General features: G+C 39.1%; 13 protein-coding genes and 1 tRNA gene. 3 read left to right on the forward strand and 11 right to left on the reverse strand.

The window, feature by feature from the left end; all coding sequences use genetic code 11:
• Positions 1–28: 28 nt before the first annotated feature.
• From FNW07_RS00615 to FNW07_RS00625, 3 genes are all read left to right on the forward strand, one after another.
• On the forward strand, positions 29–3,436 hold the full coding sequence (locus tag FNW07_RS00615) for a hypothetical protein (RefSeq protein WP_126743291.1): 3,408 nt from the start codon (positions 29–31) through the stop codon (positions 3,434–3,436).
• 64 nt (positions 3,437–3,500) lie between these two features.
• Entirely contained in the window at positions 3,501–3,965 is a 465-nt protein-coding gene (locus tag FNW07_RS00620; RefSeq protein WP_126743290.1) for a hypothetical protein, read from the forward strand.
• A 131-nt stretch (positions 3,966–4,096) separates the two neighbouring features.
• Positions 4,097–4,609: a hypothetical protein gene (locus tag FNW07_RS00625; RefSeq protein WP_126743289.1), complete on the forward strand. Its 513-nt coding sequence runs from the start codon at positions 4,097–4,099 to the stop codon at positions 4,607–4,609.
• 51 nt (positions 4,610–4,660) lie between these two features.
• Here FNW07_RS00625 and FNW07_RS00630 read toward each other — a convergent pair.
• The 11 genes from FNW07_RS00630 to FNW07_RS00680 all read right to left on the reverse strand — a co-directional run bounded on the left by FNW07_RS00630 (position 4,661) and on the right by FNW07_RS00680 (position 16,761).
• Positions 4,661–4,734, reverse strand: a tRNA-Ala gene (locus FNW07_RS00630).
• Between the two features lie 45 nt (positions 4,735–4,779).
• Positions 4,780–6,069, reverse strand: a complete 1,290-nt coding sequence (locus FNW07_RS00635; RefSeq protein ID WP_126743365.1) for a phenylacetate--CoA ligase family protein — start codon at positions 6,067–6,069, stop codon at positions 4,780–4,782.
• Positions 6,070–6,071: 2 nt separating this feature from the next.
• Positions 6,072–7,733: a C45 family peptidase gene (locus tag FNW07_RS00640; RefSeq protein ID WP_126743288.1), complete on the reverse strand. Its 1,662-nt coding sequence runs from the start codon at positions 7,731–7,733 to the stop codon at positions 6,072–6,074.
• A complete protein-coding gene (locus tag FNW07_RS00645) occupies positions 7,730–9,262 on the reverse strand; it encodes an NAD(P)/FAD-dependent oxidoreductase (RefSeq protein ID WP_126743287.1) in 1,533 nt (510 codons plus the stop codon). Before FNW07_RS00645 ends, FNW07_RS00640 begins: the two co-directional genes overlap by 4 nt.
• Entirely contained in the window at positions 9,263–12,928 is a 3,666-nt protein-coding gene (locus tag FNW07_RS00650; RefSeq protein WP_126743286.1) for an MMPL family transporter, read from the reverse strand.
• A gap of 11 nt (positions 12,929–12,939) precedes the next feature.
• On the reverse strand, positions 12,940–14,115 hold the full coding sequence (locus FNW07_RS00655; protein WP_126743285.1) for a DUF2062 domain-containing protein: 1,176 nt from the start codon (positions 14,113–14,115) through the stop codon (positions 12,940–12,942).
• A gap of 11 nt (positions 14,116–14,126) precedes the next feature.
• Positions 14,127–14,609 carry a hypothetical protein gene (locus FNW07_RS00660; protein ID WP_126743284.1) on the reverse strand — a complete coding sequence of 161 codons (483 nt, stop codon included), beginning with the start codon at positions 14,607–14,609 and terminating at the stop codon, positions 14,127–14,129.
• Positions 14,606–14,974 carry a 3-hydroxyacyl-ACP dehydratase gene (locus FNW07_RS00665; RefSeq protein WP_126743283.1) on the reverse strand — a complete coding sequence of 123 codons (369 nt, stop codon included), beginning with the start codon at positions 14,972–14,974 and terminating at the stop codon, positions 14,606–14,608. The genes FNW07_RS00660 and FNW07_RS00665 overlap by 4 nt, the downstream gene beginning before the upstream one ends.
• A gap of 8 nt (positions 14,975–14,982) precedes the next feature.
• A complete protein-coding gene (locus FNW07_RS00670; RefSeq protein ID WP_126743282.1) occupies positions 14,983–15,612 on the reverse strand; it encodes a porin family protein in 630 nt (209 codons plus the stop codon).
• Positions 15,613–15,630: 18 nt separating this feature from the next.
• Entirely contained in the window at positions 15,631–16,227 is a 597-nt protein-coding gene (locus FNW07_RS00675) for a porin family protein (protein WP_126743281.1), read from the reverse strand.
• Positions 16,228–16,239: 12 nt separating this feature from the next.
• The gene (locus tag FNW07_RS00680) at positions 16,240–16,761 is read right to left on the reverse strand and encodes a hypothetical protein (RefSeq protein WP_255512711.1); all 522 of its coding nucleotides are present in this window, start codon (positions 16,759–16,761) and stop codon (positions 16,240–16,242) included.
• Between the last annotated feature and the right edge of the window lie 37 nt (positions 16,762–16,798).

A 16,798-nucleotide genomic window follows, 5' to 3' on the forward strand; every position in this document is an offset into this window, starting at 1 on the left:
CTTTTGAAGTCTGGCCGTTATAGTAGTTATGATGAAAAAATTATTTTTTTGGATTTTTATCGGGCTTTTTTCCGGGCTTCACGCTCAGGAAATCACTACGCCGTATAAAACCAAAAAAATCATCGCAACCCGAGACACCGTAAGAATCGACAGCGTCAGTGTCAATTCCGCTTTTTTTAAATTGCTTGACGCCAAAGGAACTGCAATCGACACTTCTTATTACAAAATGGATTTCCAGAGAGGAATTCTGATCTTCAAGGACAGCATTCCTTTTTCAAATGATACCTTAACCGTGCGCTTTTTAAAGTTCCCAGATTATTTGACCAAGGAATACCGGATTTATGATAAAAGCCGGATTGTCAGCAACGACGCTGCATTGGGCGATTTATACAAAGTATCCTCCGGTCCAATCAAGAAATTTGTTCCTTTTGACGGACTGAATACTTCCGGAAGCATTACGCGTGGAGTTACCATCGGAAACAATCAGAATGCTGTGGTCAATTCGGCTTTGGATTTACAGATTACCGGAAAAATATCCGACAAGGTCAGCATCCGCGCCTCCATACAGGACAGCAATATTCCGTTGCAGGAAGGTGGTTATTCCCAGAAACTGGATGAATTTGACCAGATTTTCATCGAACTTTTCTCTGATAAGTGGAGCATCCGCGCCGGAGATCTATTCCTGGAAAACCGAAAATCGAAATTTCTGAATTTCAATAAAAAAGTACAGGGTATTGCGGCAAATTTCGAGTTCGGAAAACCCGAGGCTAAAACAACAGTTTTCGCTTCGGCCGCTCTTGTTCGGGGTCAATATGCCAAAAGTACTTTTATCGGGCAGGAAGGCAATCAGGGACCTTATAAATTACGAGGACCAAATGGAGAATTGTTTATTCTAGTAATTTCGGGTTCCGAAAGGGTGTATGTCAATGGAATTTTGTTAAAACGCGGCGAAAACAATGATTACACCATTGACTATAATGCGGGCGAGATAAAATTTACGTCTCTTTTTCCGATCACCTCCGAAATGCGGATTAACATCGAATACCAATATTCCGACAGAAATTACACAAGATTCGTTACCTATGCCGGTGCAACGCACGAACGCGAACAATGGAGTCTGGGCGGTTATGTCTATTCTGAAAACGATATAAAAAACCAGCCTTTACAGCAAAATTTATCGGCAGACCAAGCCCAGATTTTAGTCAATGCCGGAGACAATCCTGCCGTGATGTTTTCGCCATCCGCTTATATTGATTCGTATTCGGAAAACAAAATTTTATATAGAAAGACACTGGTAAATGGCGTCGAGGTTTTTGAATTTTCGACTGACGAAACTGAAGTATTGTACAGTGTCCGATTCACATTAGTAGGGAATAATCAGGGAAATTACATCTTAACCAGCGCTGCTGCTGTGGGGCGAATTTATGAATATGTCGCCCCTGCCGGTGGAATTCCACAGGGAAATTACGAACCTATCATCCGATTGGTCCCACCCACAAAAATCCAGATTGCAACCGTTTTGGGAAAATACAATCCCTCTGAAAAAACAAATGTTGATTTTGAAGTCGGCATCAGCAACAATGATCTCAATTTATTTTCACCGACAAATGACTCTGATAATATTGGTTTAGCCGGGAAATTTAATGTTAAGCAACGACTGTTTTCCAAAAAATGGGAAATCGATGCTTTTGCAAATTACCAATTGGTCCAGAGACAATTTAAAACCATCGAGCGATTGTTCGCCATAGAATTCGACCGGGACTGGAACTTGACGAATCCGTTAGGAAATCAGAGTTTGTTGATTTCGGGATTGAATTTTAATCTGCCGGAGAAAGGAAACTTTATTTATCAATTTGAAAAACTGGATTTCACCGAAAGCTTTTCGGGAAACCGTCATGTGATTAATGGCCTGTTTAAATTAAAAAACTGGAGCTTTCAGGAGAATGGAAGTTACCTGAAAAGTGATGGCGATTATGCATCATCACAATTCATTCGTAGCCAGACCCAAACGAAGTATCATTTTGGCAAAAACTGGGTCGGCGGCACTTTACGCCTGGAAGACAATCAGGAAAAAATAAAAACGACCAATCAGTTCTCGGCTTTAAGCCAACGATTTTTCGAATATGGGACTTTCGCCGGCCGTGGTGACAGTACCAAAGTGTTTGTCGAATTGGGTTACCTGAACCGGAAGAATGACAGTCTGCAAAGCGGTTTCCTGCAACGGGTTAATACTTCGCAATCGTATTATTTAAAATCAAAACTAATCCAGACCGAAAAAAATGACCTGTCGGTTTTTATCAATTACCGAAACCTGCATTTCACGGATGAAAACCGGGAAGATGAACCATCTTTAAACTCGAGAGTATTATACAATGATCGTTATTTCAACCAACTTATTCAGCTTGGCACAGCTTATGAAACTACTTCAGGAACGATTCCGCAACAGGAATTTACGTATCTGGAAGTGGAACCCGGCCAGGGAGTCTATACCTGGAATGATTATAACGGGAACTCCATTCAGGAGTTGGAAGAATTTGAGGTGGCCCAATTTAGCGATCAGGCCAAATATGTCCGGATTTTTCTGCCGAATCAGATTTTTCGAAAAACCCATCAGAACAAATTCTCGGTATCAGTTACTTTGAATCCTAATCAATGGCAAAATGAAACCGCATTCAAACATTTACTGTCTTATTTCTACGACCAGGCTTCCTTTCTGACGGAACGCAAAATAGAACGCAAGGGCAGTGATTTTGACTTAAATCCATTTGCTTCCAGCGATGATTTTCTGGGTTTAAACTCCAGTTTCCGAAACAGTCTGTTTTTCAATCGCGGCAAACAAAAGCATTCAGTAACGTATTCTTATCTGAGTAACCGGGCAAAAAATTTACTTTCTGTGGGTTCGCAGGAAAGCTATAATCGTTCGCATCAGATACAATATGCACATTTGTATCAAAAAAGCTGGCTGTTTGGTTTTGGAGGAAAGACGATTAAATCCAAAACGGTTTCAGAAAATTACGGCGCTAAAAACTTTAAGTTGATTGGTTATCAATTGGCGCCCAAAATCTCTTATCTGTTTTCGAAAAATGCGAGCTGGGATTTGTTTTATGAATTTCAGAAAAAGGAAAATCAGATCGCAGACCGGGAAAAATTGGCCCAGCAAAGATTTGGAACCTCCTTTATGTATGCCACTGAAAAACAATTTACAATGAATGGCGAATTCTCTTTGTATCAGAATAACTTCAACGGGAATGAATCGTCCCCGGTGGCGTATCAAATGCTTGAAGGTTTGCAATCCGGAAATAATTTAACCTGGCGCCTTTTACTGCAAAAAAACCTGACACAATATTTAGATGTCAACGTCAATTATCAGGGCCGGAAAAGTGAAACCAGCAAAGTCATTCACACCGGCAGTATTCAACTAAGAGCTTATTTTTAAATTAATTACGATAATTGAAAATAAATTCATAAATTTAATAGTCAAAACTTAAACACTACCAATCATGAAAAAAGTACTGTTATTATGTTTGCTATTTATTCTATCAAATAGTATTTACGCCCAAGAAACTGCGGCGGAGAAAAAAGCGAGAATCAAAACCGAAAAGGAAATGGCGATAGCCAAAAAAGAAGCCGCTCTAAAAACGAAGGAGGCCGCGCCAAAACTCAGAGCTAAAATCAAAGAGACCGGCACAAAAACCAAAGTAAAAACTACTACTAAAGTTACTAAAACTGCAGTACCTGTAGTTAAGGAGACAACAGTTAAAGTCAAAGCTAAACCGGTTATTAAAGAGACTAAAGTAAAGGTAAAAGCCAAAACTCGGGCAAAATTTAAAGAAACCAATGAAAGAGCACCTAGCGTTCCAGACAAGGTAACGGGACAATACAACGGAAAAAAAGTATATACCGGTCCGCGGGGTGGTAGATATTATATCAATTCCAATGGGAATAAAACGTATATCGAAGACTAAATCAGTTTTAAACGTTCATAAAGGCAGCAAGAAATTGTTGCTTTTTTTGTTTCCATTCCTGCATCTTTTAATAAAGATTGTTCAGGCGCATTTTGAAAATCCTTATATTTGAGGTCATTAAACCCAAAAACATGAGACTCTTACTAAGCACCCTTGTTATTCTTTCCCTAAGCCTTTCCTCTTGTAAAAAAGAATTGGAACCCCAGGAAAGCTCAGATGTTGTTGCACCCGTTACTGCCACTCCAGCGACTCCGAATCTAGCAACACCCGCACCGACCCCAATATCAACAACACCACAACCAGCAGTTGCTCCGGTAGCGCCTGTAATTACACCAAAAGGAATGAATCCTGCTCACGGACAACCGGGCCATCGTTGTGATATCTCAATAGGTGCTCCGTTGAATTCGCCTCCCGGGAAGGCAGCACCAACACAAACTTCACAAATTGTAACTCAAAACAGTAGTGCTAATGTGAAAATGACACCCGCAGCAGTAAATCCTGACGGAACTATTGCATCGAAACCAACTGGAAATGCTGGCGCACCTGCCATTTTAAACGCGCCAACTGCTGCCGGTATGAATCCGCCGCATGGTCAAGCGGGACACCGTTGTGATGTCGCCGTAGGCGCACCATTGCCAAAATAATCGGAATGTAGTATAATAAAAAAAGCAACTGCGATGCAGTTGCTTTTTTTGTGGAGAATACCGGAGTCGAACCGGTTACCTCTTGCCTGCCAGGCAAGCGCTCTAGCCAAATGAGCTAATCCCCCAATTCGTGGCAAATATAATTCAAATCTTTATTACTCTATAATAAATTATGTTCTTTTATCAATAAATGTAATTGGCTTACGGCTCATCGGAGTAAAAATGATTTTATTCAGCTCTTCGGAACTTACCAATTCCACTTTAGGCGTGACCCTTAATTTGGCCCTGAAATGGTCTTTAATGGATTCTAAAAAACCTTTATCTTCATTTTTAACAGCAATTTTAATCAGGATTTCATCGGTTCCCAAATCGTTAGTTGAAATTTCAATCACGTGGTTTTCCACTCCTTCAAAATACGATAATAAGTCATGCATCGCAGGTGGGTATAATGTGGTTCCCTTATATTTTATCATTTGTTGTTTGCGTCCCAATACTGGTCCCACGCGGGTAGTGTTTCTTCCGCAACCACAGACTTCATGGTGTAATTTTACGATGTCGCCGGTTTTAAAACGAAGTAAAGGCATTCCTTCAACTCCCAATGTAGTAATGGTCAATTCGCCGCTTTCGCCTTCTTGAACCGGTATATCATTCTCATCCAGTACTTCGGTAATTATCAGTTCCGGATGCTGATGCCCGCCGTGAAAAAACTCACATTCGGTAAAAGCAGTGCTCATTTCGGTCGAAGCATACGTCGAAAACAACTTAACATGCCATTTATCAGTAATTTTCTTTGCCAAAATACTTTGCGAAAAATCCTGGTTTCGCAGCGGTTCCCCAATACAAATTACACCTTCTACACTGGATGCATTGAAATCAATCTGATTGTTTTCGGCAAACTCAATTAATTTCAAAAGGAAAGAGGGAACGGTAATCAGGTATTTCGGTCTGTATTTCAAAATGGAATCCCATTGCAATTCGGGAATGCCAGCACCTACACGAATCACTCCGGCTCCTAATTTCCGCAAGCCAAGAAAGTATGCTAATCCAGCCATAAAACGCCTGTCCAAAGTGGTCATTAGCTGTACTATATCGCCTTTTTGGATTCCTGCGCAGGAAAATGAAATTGCCTCATTATAAGCCAATCGGTCCAGGTCACTATCGGTCAGGCCAAAGGTAACCGGGTCGCCCAAAGTTCCCGAGGTGGTAGCGTAATCAATTATTTTATCACGACTCACACAGAAAAAGGCATCGTTATGCTGCTGAAGGTCTGTTTTTGTGGTGGTTGGGACGTTTTGCAAATCCTCCAATGCCTGAATGGAATAGATATCAATATTTCCATTGGCAAACAATTTTTTATAATAAGGCGAATTTTTGCTTAAATACTGGAGTGTTTCCTGCATTTTCTGCTCTTGGAAGTGCTTGATTTCTGATGGAGCTGCTGTTTCTATGTCAGGGATCATACTCATTTATTGGTTTTCATGCGGTTCAGATATCCCTCAATCCGGCGTTTTTCAGGCAAGGTGGTAATTTCTTTTGATAATGCTTTTTGGAACTGGGCCTCAGCGGCTTTATACCATCCCATTTCATAAAAATACATTCCTGTTTTATAGTAAGGAAGCCAATAGTCGGGGTTAGCGGATTGGTACTGGTGGATGAATTCGGACTTTAAATTCTTCTTAGCGCTTGTTATTTTATCAAATTCCCGATCCAAAACCCGATATTTTTCATAATTTTTATACGCCTCTGTGTTAATGAAATCATCCTTTGGAATATTTAATTCCTTACTCCCTAAAACTACAAAGCCTGTCGGTTTATCTCCGAAGATTTTATTCAGGTCGTACGCTATAAATTCGCCCAGCTGATACGGGTTTGACGATACCCACACTATCCTTTGTTCCGGTTTGAAAATTACCGAATGATGCGCCAATAACTGATTAAGTGCTTTTTCGTTGCCATACCCTATTTTCAAATTGTGCAGCCCTTCTCTGTTCCTGAGAATCTCTGCTATTTTCACCGGTGTCATTTTTTCGTTTTCGGCCAATAATTCATTCATTCTATCCAAACGGTATTTGGAATGGCTTTCCAGAATGTGCGTAGTATTTCGCTCATCGGATCTATAGACATCACTTTGGAAGTGATTGGTGCAAACTAATTGGTTGTTATTTTTTACCTCATAGACCCCGAAATTCTCAGGTGAAATTTCTATTAAAACTGCCTTTTTATCATTGGCACTACCAATCATAATTGATTCGGAGACAAACACCTGCTTGGATTTAGCAATAGCAATGGCTTCGTCAATTGTTGCGGCATACTGCAATATTTCGCGCGCGAGAATCGATATTGGCGTTTTGGCGATTAAAGGGATTTTGGATTTTCCGGCATTAATAGTCACGGTCAGCCCTTCTTTGTTCATTCCTGAAAGTACGCCAATCATTCCGCCCCAGCCCACGCTCATAAAAGGATAGCCTTTATCAGGCGTTACAAAGGAAATCATTTTGTCCTCCGCAAAAACATCGCCAGCATAAAAATCCATATTGCGCCCGATTAACAAGGACCCGTCTGCAGATTTATCGCCCCAAACCGCGAAAGATGAGCAGCCTACCAACTCCAGATCCTGTAGAGCGTGACCAATATCATGTGCGCCGTGAAGGTATAAAGTACGCAGATAATTGGGCGCGATGGCATCATATTCATCAGTGGTATATTGTGAAATACCATAAATCTCAGTTTGGTATTCTTCCGGCACATGCAGGTATAGTTTGCGATTGTACCATTTTAGGAACTGCCGCAGGATTTTTTGCTTGAATTTGGAAGGAATAATTTCCTTCACCCTCGAAAAAAAGACACTTTCCTGCTTATGAACCAAATTCTCCGCCACACTTCCTGTAATAAGGCCGAGTTGTAAGGCATCTCCGGAAACGTATAATTCCCAAAGCTGTTGCGGGTTCTTTATCAGATAGTTTTTGCCGGATGAGAACAGTGTATCCGAATGTTTGATAGTGACAGGTATGTCTTGGTTGTAACCAATTATTTGAGGCGTATGATTAATAGACTTAGCAGTCCCGCACGAAATAAAAATCGTCAGGAGCACAAAAAAAGAAAGCATCTGAATTACTTTTTTCATCGCTTATTTGCCAATTCAGTTGTGATTTTGTTCAACAGGTAATCTTTTCCTAAAATTTCAGAGCAGGTGACCACTGCCCCAATAGTAACGCCCAAAACCCCATGCATATTGATGCTTTGCCCGGTCAGCAAAAGGTTTTCCAGTTTCGTTTTTGGCGAGATAAATGTCTTCATCGGATTATTGGAATCTTTCACATAACCATATAAATTCCCATTATGACCACCGATATAATCCCGATAAGACAGTGGCGTCGACGTATGTACTGATTGGATGCAATTTCTTAACCCAGGAAACTTTTTATCAATAACCTTCAGGAATGTTTCCTGTTTTTCCTGTTTGAACTTTTCATATTCCGCACCTCGATCACCTTTTTCTGAAGCTGTATTGGAGGTCTTTTCCCATTGCTGGAACTCATCAAATTTCATGTATGTAATCGCTGTAAGGCTTTCGGCCCAAACCTGATTTTCTGACGACACATTCATGGACGCCATATACGCTTCAGGCCACGATTGCTGCGTATATTCATTTGCCATCCAGACTCTCTTGCTGTCGCTGAAATGGTAATAATTATGATTTAAATATTTGAATGTCTCCGGTTTAAAAACAATATACAGACTAAATGCAGAAGGCAAGGGTTCCAAACTTTGAATCCTGCTGTAGAAAGATTTTCGGAATTTATCCTCTCCTATTAATTTTAACGTCGTTTTCGGCTCAATATTGGATATGAAAATATCACCAAAATATTCTTCGCCATCTTTAGTTTTTGCAGAAGCCAGTCTGTTGTTTTCAAACCCAAATGCTGTCACTTCTCTATGTTTAAAAATCTCCCCGCCGTATTTCCTCAATTGCTTGATCAGCTGTTTGGTAATTTGGCTTCCGCCCCGAATACACCGGTACGAACTCTGGATATAGGAATTCACAGAAAGCGCATGCACGTATAGCGGCGTCTTATCGGCAATTCCGGCATACAGAAAATTGGAACCCGCCAAGACCGCTTTCAATTTTTCATTGGAAGTCAATTCATCCAAATACGATTTGGCATTTATCGAAAGAATTTCGCTCTGATAACCCTCCCCCTGCTTCAGATTATATAGGGGAAATGAATCACAGGTATACATTATTTTTTCACAATACGATTTGATGGTTTCTTCATCATCCGGAAAAAAATGAACCAATTGCTTAATGAAATTCTTATATCCCTGCGCATGCGGATATTCATTTTGATCATCATCAAAAGAAATAATATCAAAAGCATCCTCATCCATTTTTTTGAGTTTCAGGTTATCCATAATTCCGAGATATGAAAAATACTGATGCAGATTTTGCCCTTCGGAAAGTCCGCCTATATAATGGATTCCGGTATCAAAAATAGTTTTGTCACGTACAAAAGTCTGCAGATTACCCCCGTACTGATTGTTTTTTTCAAGAACACAGACGCTCTTTCCTTCTTTCGCAAGAATGATTGCCGAGACTAAGCCTCCTAATCCGCTTCCAATAATGACAATATCGTATTTTTTCTTTCCTTCCATTTAATTTTCTAAAACCAAAATAGCAGCCTCTTCGTGTGTTATGGTATAACCCAACGACAAGAAATGCTCCCTTAAAGCAAAATTATCCATTAATACAACCGTATGACACGCAGACATGTCCAACGCGTTTACTGTTGCGCCTGCATCAGAAACGAGCAGGGTATTCCATTTTTTATCGTTCCTTTCCAACGCAGTAAGATACTGAATATTTCTATTTTTTACAATATAATTTGTTTGGGCCACATCCCTTTTTTCGACATCTGAAAAGTAACTTTGTATTTTCCTGTTGGGTTGCTGTAATGCAAGAAGCACATCCAATTGCCCATAATCATTAGCCAAATGAAGAATTTTAGAATCCGCGGCCATATATGTATTCATTCTTAAATACAATTGCTTTTTATTTTCAAAATCAGCTTTAACCAACTGAACAATTTCATTTTCTTTGTATAAAAAACTCAAAAGCAATTTCTTCTTGAAATAGTTTTCGTCTTCTAATTCGTGTCTTACTTTTGAGAAATTCTCTTTAAAAAGACGGCTGATCTTTTTGGTTCTCTCTGAATATCCTTCTCCAAAACGGTTGTCGGAAGAAGAAATCCTATCCCCAATTTTTACCGTAATTTTCTCGTCATAAATGATATGATCGCCTTTCGGAAGCGCTTCAGAATTACCATGGATGTAAATCGGCAGAATATCAATATTGAATTGTTCCGCCAGATAAAACGCCCCTTTGTGGAACCGTTTGACTGTATTGTCATGCGAACGAGATCCTTCAGGAAAAACCATCAGCGAATAGCCTTCCTTCACTTTTTGTCGCAAATGTTCCACTCCGCCTTCCAGACCGTGGGTAACCGGATAAAAGCCGGCCAACTTTACAGCACGCCCGAAAAAAGGAGAATTATATACCCAGTCATTGACCAAAAAAATAATTTTCGGGCTCAGCATTCCGACCGCTAAAGTATCGAGGAATGAGGTGTGATTCGAAATAATGACCGCCGATTTTTCGAAAGTCTCGTTGTTAGGATTCAGCACTTTTTTGGTTAAATACGGATTGGAATACAACACCGATTTCATGAATAACGACATTGTCTTTCTGAACCATTTCATTTTCGCCTCCTTATTGACAGGCACTATTTTCATGACCAGTTCCCCAAATACCGATAGTAAAAATCCGCCAAAGCCGTAGTAGATAAAAGAAAGTGTCGAATGAACCAGTAATCGCAGCGTTATAGGGGATTTTCCATTTTTAACGCGATTGAAAAAACAGATTTTAAAGAGTATCGGGTAGAAAATGAATGTGATCAGTAAAGCTGCAAAAACACCTATCAAAGAAACCGAAGAAATAGATTTAAGCGCTGGGTGCCGGGCAAAAATCAACGCACCAATAGCAAGAACCGTGGTTAATGCTGCCAGCAATATCGAAGTTCTATACGTCGCCATTTCGCTTTTTCCATACGTATATTCCTTTTGCAAGGCGCTGGTCATAAAAATACTGAAGTCGACACCATGTCCAAAAATCAAGGTACAGACAATCGTACTGAAAATATTCAGTTGGATATCGAAAATTCCCATGATTCCAGCCGTCACAACACCGGTAATCACAATAGGAATTACGCTGATAACAACGAGTTCGACTTTCCTAAAGAATACAAGCAAAATCAGGATTACTGCTACAAAAGAGTAATTCACCAGACTGTTGAAATCGTTCCGAAGTTCCCCTAAAAAGGTTTCATTCATCTGCTGGCGGTCTATCGCGACAATTTCCTTTTCCTTCTCGATAGTGCGGACAAAAGCGTCACGTTGTTTATCCGATACTTTGACTACGGACGAAATCGTATAAAAACCATTTTTACCAGTCACAAATTCGTTTAGGAAAAGTGCTTTTACTTTAGCATATTCATCAAAGCCGATTGGATAAAAATCCTTATCAAGCAAATCGTAAAATCCCTGATGTGTCGCAGGTTTGAAACCGATTGCATTTCCGCTTGCAACTAATTCGGAGTAGACTGATTCCTTTTTTGCGCTAGTCCAAAAAGAATTCCATTTTGCAATTTTTTCCTTCTGTGCTTCTTTTGACAGGACCACACCACCTACCGAGCTGAAGTTCAATATTTCACCTTTGCCTTTCTTGCCCTTTAAATTCCGGAACAGCGCATTGTTTTTGTCCAATACTTCTTCCATCGAATTGCCATACGAAGCCAAGTAAATGGATTTTGAAGTGAGATTGGTAGTACTTTCTAATTTGCTCTCGGCCATTTTAATTTCAGTAGGAACAAAGTTCAATTCCGAAAGATTGTTATTGAATTTTACTTTCCCAAAAGTGAAAAAGCTGACAATAATCACGATACAACTCAAAGCAATCAAAACCTTATTGTTTTCGAATGAAAAACCAGCGGCCCGGTCCAAAATATTTTTTTTCTTCTCCTGATGCTCTTTAGGTTTGTAGAGGTGCGGAATGATTAACAGCGAAAATAAAGCCGACACCACAACACTGATAGCAGCAAAAATTCCCAAATCTTTTAAAGCTTCTGAATTTACAAACAACAGACATAAAAATGCCAGCGCCGTCGTAGTACTACTCATGATTAATGGCATTGTAATGTCTTTATACAAGGTTTTTACATCGCTGTTGTGTTTGTAATGCGTCAGGATATGGAGCGAATAATCGATGGTGACTCCCAAAAGAACGGCGCCGATACTCAATGAAATTGCCGAAATGGTCCCTTTTAAAAAATACAGGCTGCCAATGGCAAACAACGCTCCAAAAATCGTGGGAATAAAAATAATAATCGGGACTAATAATTTTCGGTAGAACAAAATCAATATCAGCATCAGCGCACTCAACGAGATCAAAACTGTGGTGATGATGTCGTGCTTGATTTGCTTGGCATTGGCTACCGCAATTAACGAAGAACCAAAATAATCAATGGAAGCCTTACCTTTAAACTGACGGTTGATGTGGACTTTGATGGAATCCAGGCGATTTACAAAAGCCGTGTTTTTTTCGGTTTCGGTTCCGGCTAATTTCGGATTGATAAAAAGCAGTAATTTAGAATGGTCCTTGGTAATTACATATCCGTTTTGCAATTCAAACTCATCACCTATGCTAAATTGCTGAAGTTTTTTTAATGCGATAAACGAAATTCCCAGCGGATCATTAAGAATAAAATCTTTGGCCACCAATCCCGTGGGAGAAATTAAAGTGCGGTAATTCTTCTGAACCTGGTCGGCTATACTGTCTTTATTTAGTTTTTTATCAATTTGGGCATAATCTGCTTCATCCAAAAACAAAGGCAGATTATTGTATACAAAATCAAAGGTTTCCTGAATGTTCTCTTCATCCACTCTGCCCTGAATATCCTTTATGTAGGCCTCGCAAGACGCCACACTATCGAGAAAAACATTGGCGGTTTCTGATAAATCTTCAACAGATCCGGCTTTATCTTTTTCTATAATAACCGTAATCTTGTCCGAAAAACTTAATTGCTGCAACACTTTCGAAGTGACGTCTGCTTTTTCGTTTTTGGGAATGATTCGGGTAATATCTTCCTCAAATTTGATTTTGGAAGCAAAAAAACCGAAAACTACCAATAAGAAAAGACCAATGCCAATAGAAAGCAGTTTGTTTTTTTGCACAAAAAAATGGAAACCAATAAAATACCGATGCATTTCTGTTTATTTTATTTCAAGGATTTTTTCGAAAACGAAAGCAATAAATAACTGGTAATCCCAAAAAGAAATGCCGCCAACAAAGCTAAAACAAAGCTTCCGACAACGTATTGGGTCAAATTATTTTTAACGAGGTCAAAGGTAGTTTTATTCTTTGAAATTAGCACCGCATCGGAAGATACAAAAAGAGCTCCGGTTTGTAATGAACCATAAATAATCAGTGGAATCATCGGCGGGATACTGATGTTCGAGAAAGTAAAGGCCAAAACTTTATTCCATCGCAACAAAACGGCCAGAAAAAGGACAATAACCGTCTGAAAACCCCAAAACGGCGCTATCCCGACAAAAACACCCAAAGCAATGGAGGCCGCTTTTTTAGAATTGGAATCGGTACTTGCCAGAAGATTTTCAGTTAAGAATTGCCTAAAGTTCTTTTTTTTCAAACTTCGGAACAAATCTCTCGGTTTGACATAGAAAAGAGTCATAATTACCAAAACCGTATTCAAAATACTAATTCGGGTAAAATCGCGGAACGGACGGAAATGGCTGACCCTTTCGTTGGGGTCATAGAGAATCTGAATTGGAATATTTTTTACTGCTACGCCATTCCAGGCGGCGCGGACAATTACTTCAATTTCAAATTCGAATTTTTTGGTAAAGAACTTTTTCGGAAGGTATTGCAATGGATACAACCGATAACCGGATTGGGTATCATCCAATCTAATATTGGTTTCAAACCAAAACCAAAAATTGGAAAAGGCATTTCCAAAACTGCTTTTTTTGGGAATCCCATCCTGGTTCATACTTCGGTTCCCGATAAGCAAAACGGGTGATTTTTCTGCTTCCAAAGCATCAAGAAATCCCGGAATATCCTCCGGATAATGTTGTCCATCGGAATCTATCGTTAATGCATAGTCATACTGCAAGTCTTTGGCCTTCTTAAAACCTTCCCGAAGCGCATTGCCTTTGCCTGCATTTTTTGGGAGATGGATTTGGGTAATATCGGGATATGAACTTAGGATTTCTTTAGTAGTATCGGTCGAGCCATCATTAACCACAATAACGTTACATGTGTATTGCAACACGCCGTCAATTACGCGCTTTAGTGTGTTATGGTTATTATAGGTAGGGATAATAACACATGCTTTTATTATAGCAATTCTATCGGCAATGGGGACCGCATTCATTTATTTGTGTTTTATTTTAAAGCCTGTTTCTCCTGTTCAGAGAACACTTTAGACTGGTGGGCGTACTTTTTTATATATGCTTTCAAAGCTGGCGTTTGCTGTTCAAAAGAATCTAAAAGTATTTTTTTATCTTCATTTATCTGGGCTTTGTACTTCAGGATTTTTGGGGTATGTTCCTGAATACTCAATCGAATCAATCGGATTTCCGCATTATTCGGGTTGTTTTTAAGCGCAAGCTCCACACCCTTGACACCTTCAATAAATAATTTTTTTTTCGTTTTCGCATCGGTTGCATATCTTGATTTCAAAGCGATGGCTGCCCCTTTATAGGCTTGAAAAACGCCGGTCTCCTTTTCACATTTTGACATCAAAAGATAAAATTTTTCCGTGTTTTCTTTCGACTTAGAAGCCAAAAAATAATCTTCCCTAATATCCGGAAGATCCTGAATGAGTAAGGAGGAAATAGAAATGATTATGGAAAAAAGCAATTTCATTCCGTTGACTTATAGGTGTTCGTTAATTTTAAAGCGACCGTATCTTTAAAATACGTCGTATTTTTTACTTTGATTTCATCTTCTCCTGAAATCTCCAATTCCAGACGAAGCGTTGGATTTGTATCGGGATTAATCAAAGCCATAAATTTAACATTGGAGGCGCTGACCAATTGAAGGGACCGCCCGATAATGTCCTGCGTTAATTCTTTTATGATCTGCATCATACACACTCCTGGGGTTACCGGGTTATCCGGGAAATGTCCTTTAAAAATAGCATGGTCATTGTTTAAGAAGACAGTGACTATATACTTTCCTTCCCCTGTTTTGTCAATTTGCTCCACTTTATAAAAATCCTGTAATAGCATCTCCCGATTTATTTTTTAATATCAAAAGTATATGAAACTCCTACTTGAAATAATTGATTCAATATAATGTCATCGATATTTCCGTTTCCTTCCGGATCGGAGGTATTATTATAATTATTTCCGAAAATATCTGCCATACCTTGCTTAAAACGGGCATCAATGGAAAATCCATTTGAAAAAGCATACCCAATTCCCCCGATAAGCGCCAAATCCAAACCGATTGGTTCGCTTGCGCCTTTTTCATTAAAATTATCGCCAACCTTAAAATCTATGGATGGCCCTACATCAAAATGAAACCCTTTGCCAAAAGTAAATTTATTAATTACGCCCAAAGAAAGATAATCTAAGGAATATTTCAGCTCTGTGCCATCCGGAATGGTCGGATTAGCAACTAAGGTATTATCCTGGGTTCTTATTGCTCCTTGTCTGGAATATACTAACTCTGGTTGCAGCGTATAAAACTTGCTGAATTTCATCGCAAATAATCCTCCCAGATAAAAATCTGTTTTCGTATCAGCATCTGAATTGGTAAATGTGGCAAAATTAACTCCCCCTTTTACTCCAGGCTTAAATGTGCTCTGAGCGTTTGCTGTCATTAAGCAGCAGAAAAACAAGCTGCTAAAAAAAATCTTGATCATGTTAGTATTTCAATATTATTATTTAACGTCAAATGTATAGGTTGCTCCTACCTGAAAAACAATATTGGTGTAGTCCCAATCACTATTAACTGGTATAGTTCCTTTTTTTACTCTTGCCTCTATTCCGAAATTCTTGGTAAAATCATATCCGACACCTCCAAAAAAGGCAAAATCAATTCCGTTATACGCATTGTTGTCATAACTGGTATCCCCTAATATTTTTTTGGTATCATTGACTTTTACATCAATCGTCGAACCAACGTGGATGTTAAATTTTTTAAAGGTGAATTTATTAGCGATGGCTAATGAGACGTACGAAACATCAATATCTTCGTTGTGTCTGATGCCGTCTTGGTCAATGTATTCAAATTCTGCACCTTGTCTGGTATACATTAATTCAGGATTCAGCGTATAAAATTTACCGGTCTTGAGCGCTCCGAAAATCCCGATATAATAATCGCTTTTTGCAGAGAATTTTTCGTTCGGGTCCTCAGTCTGGGTAAATCTTGAAGAATTAAGACCTCCTTTGATACCCGGCCTGAAAGTTGCCTGAGCATGCATGACATTTAATCCGAAAAGGGAAACTAACAGGAATAATAGTGTTTGTTTTTTCATCTTGTGATTTTATTAATTACTGATTTGGTTCAATTCTATTTTCAACTTAATGTTTCGGTGTGAAATCGTAATGTTTTCCGCAAAAGTATTGTTTTTTGAGTCAAACTCGAAAGTAACCTTTTCTTTTGCTCGGGAAGCATGGATTATCTTGGTGAGCCGGCCGTCCTTTTTGGTTTCAAAAAAATAATTAAAACCTTTATTTACTGTGGACTTATAAATTAAAAAACCTTCATTTTCCTTAACCTCATCCACATTGTGCCCTGTTTTCAGCAATAAACGAAAATCTTCTTTTAACGTGTTCACCACCATCTTCCGGTTTAAATCATCAACAATATAATTGACTTTAAATGATTTTTCAGACAGTTCAAAGTCAAGCAATTTATTTCCAAACTCGGTCGTAAAAACCACACGGTGCAACGTATCACTGATGCGTTTCGCAATAAAAATTCCGCCTAACTGATGACCGTATACATCAATGTGCGCTTTATAAATATAATCATTTTCGGGATTCGAAAAATAGGCATTAGTAAACACCTTTGTCTTACTTGTGCTTGCAACGGTATTTGGTATT

The organism is Flavobacterium sp. GT3R68, from assembly GCF_007109225.1.
Classification (GTDB): Bacteria; Bacteroidota; Bacteroidia; order Flavobacteriales; family Flavobacteriaceae; genus Flavobacterium.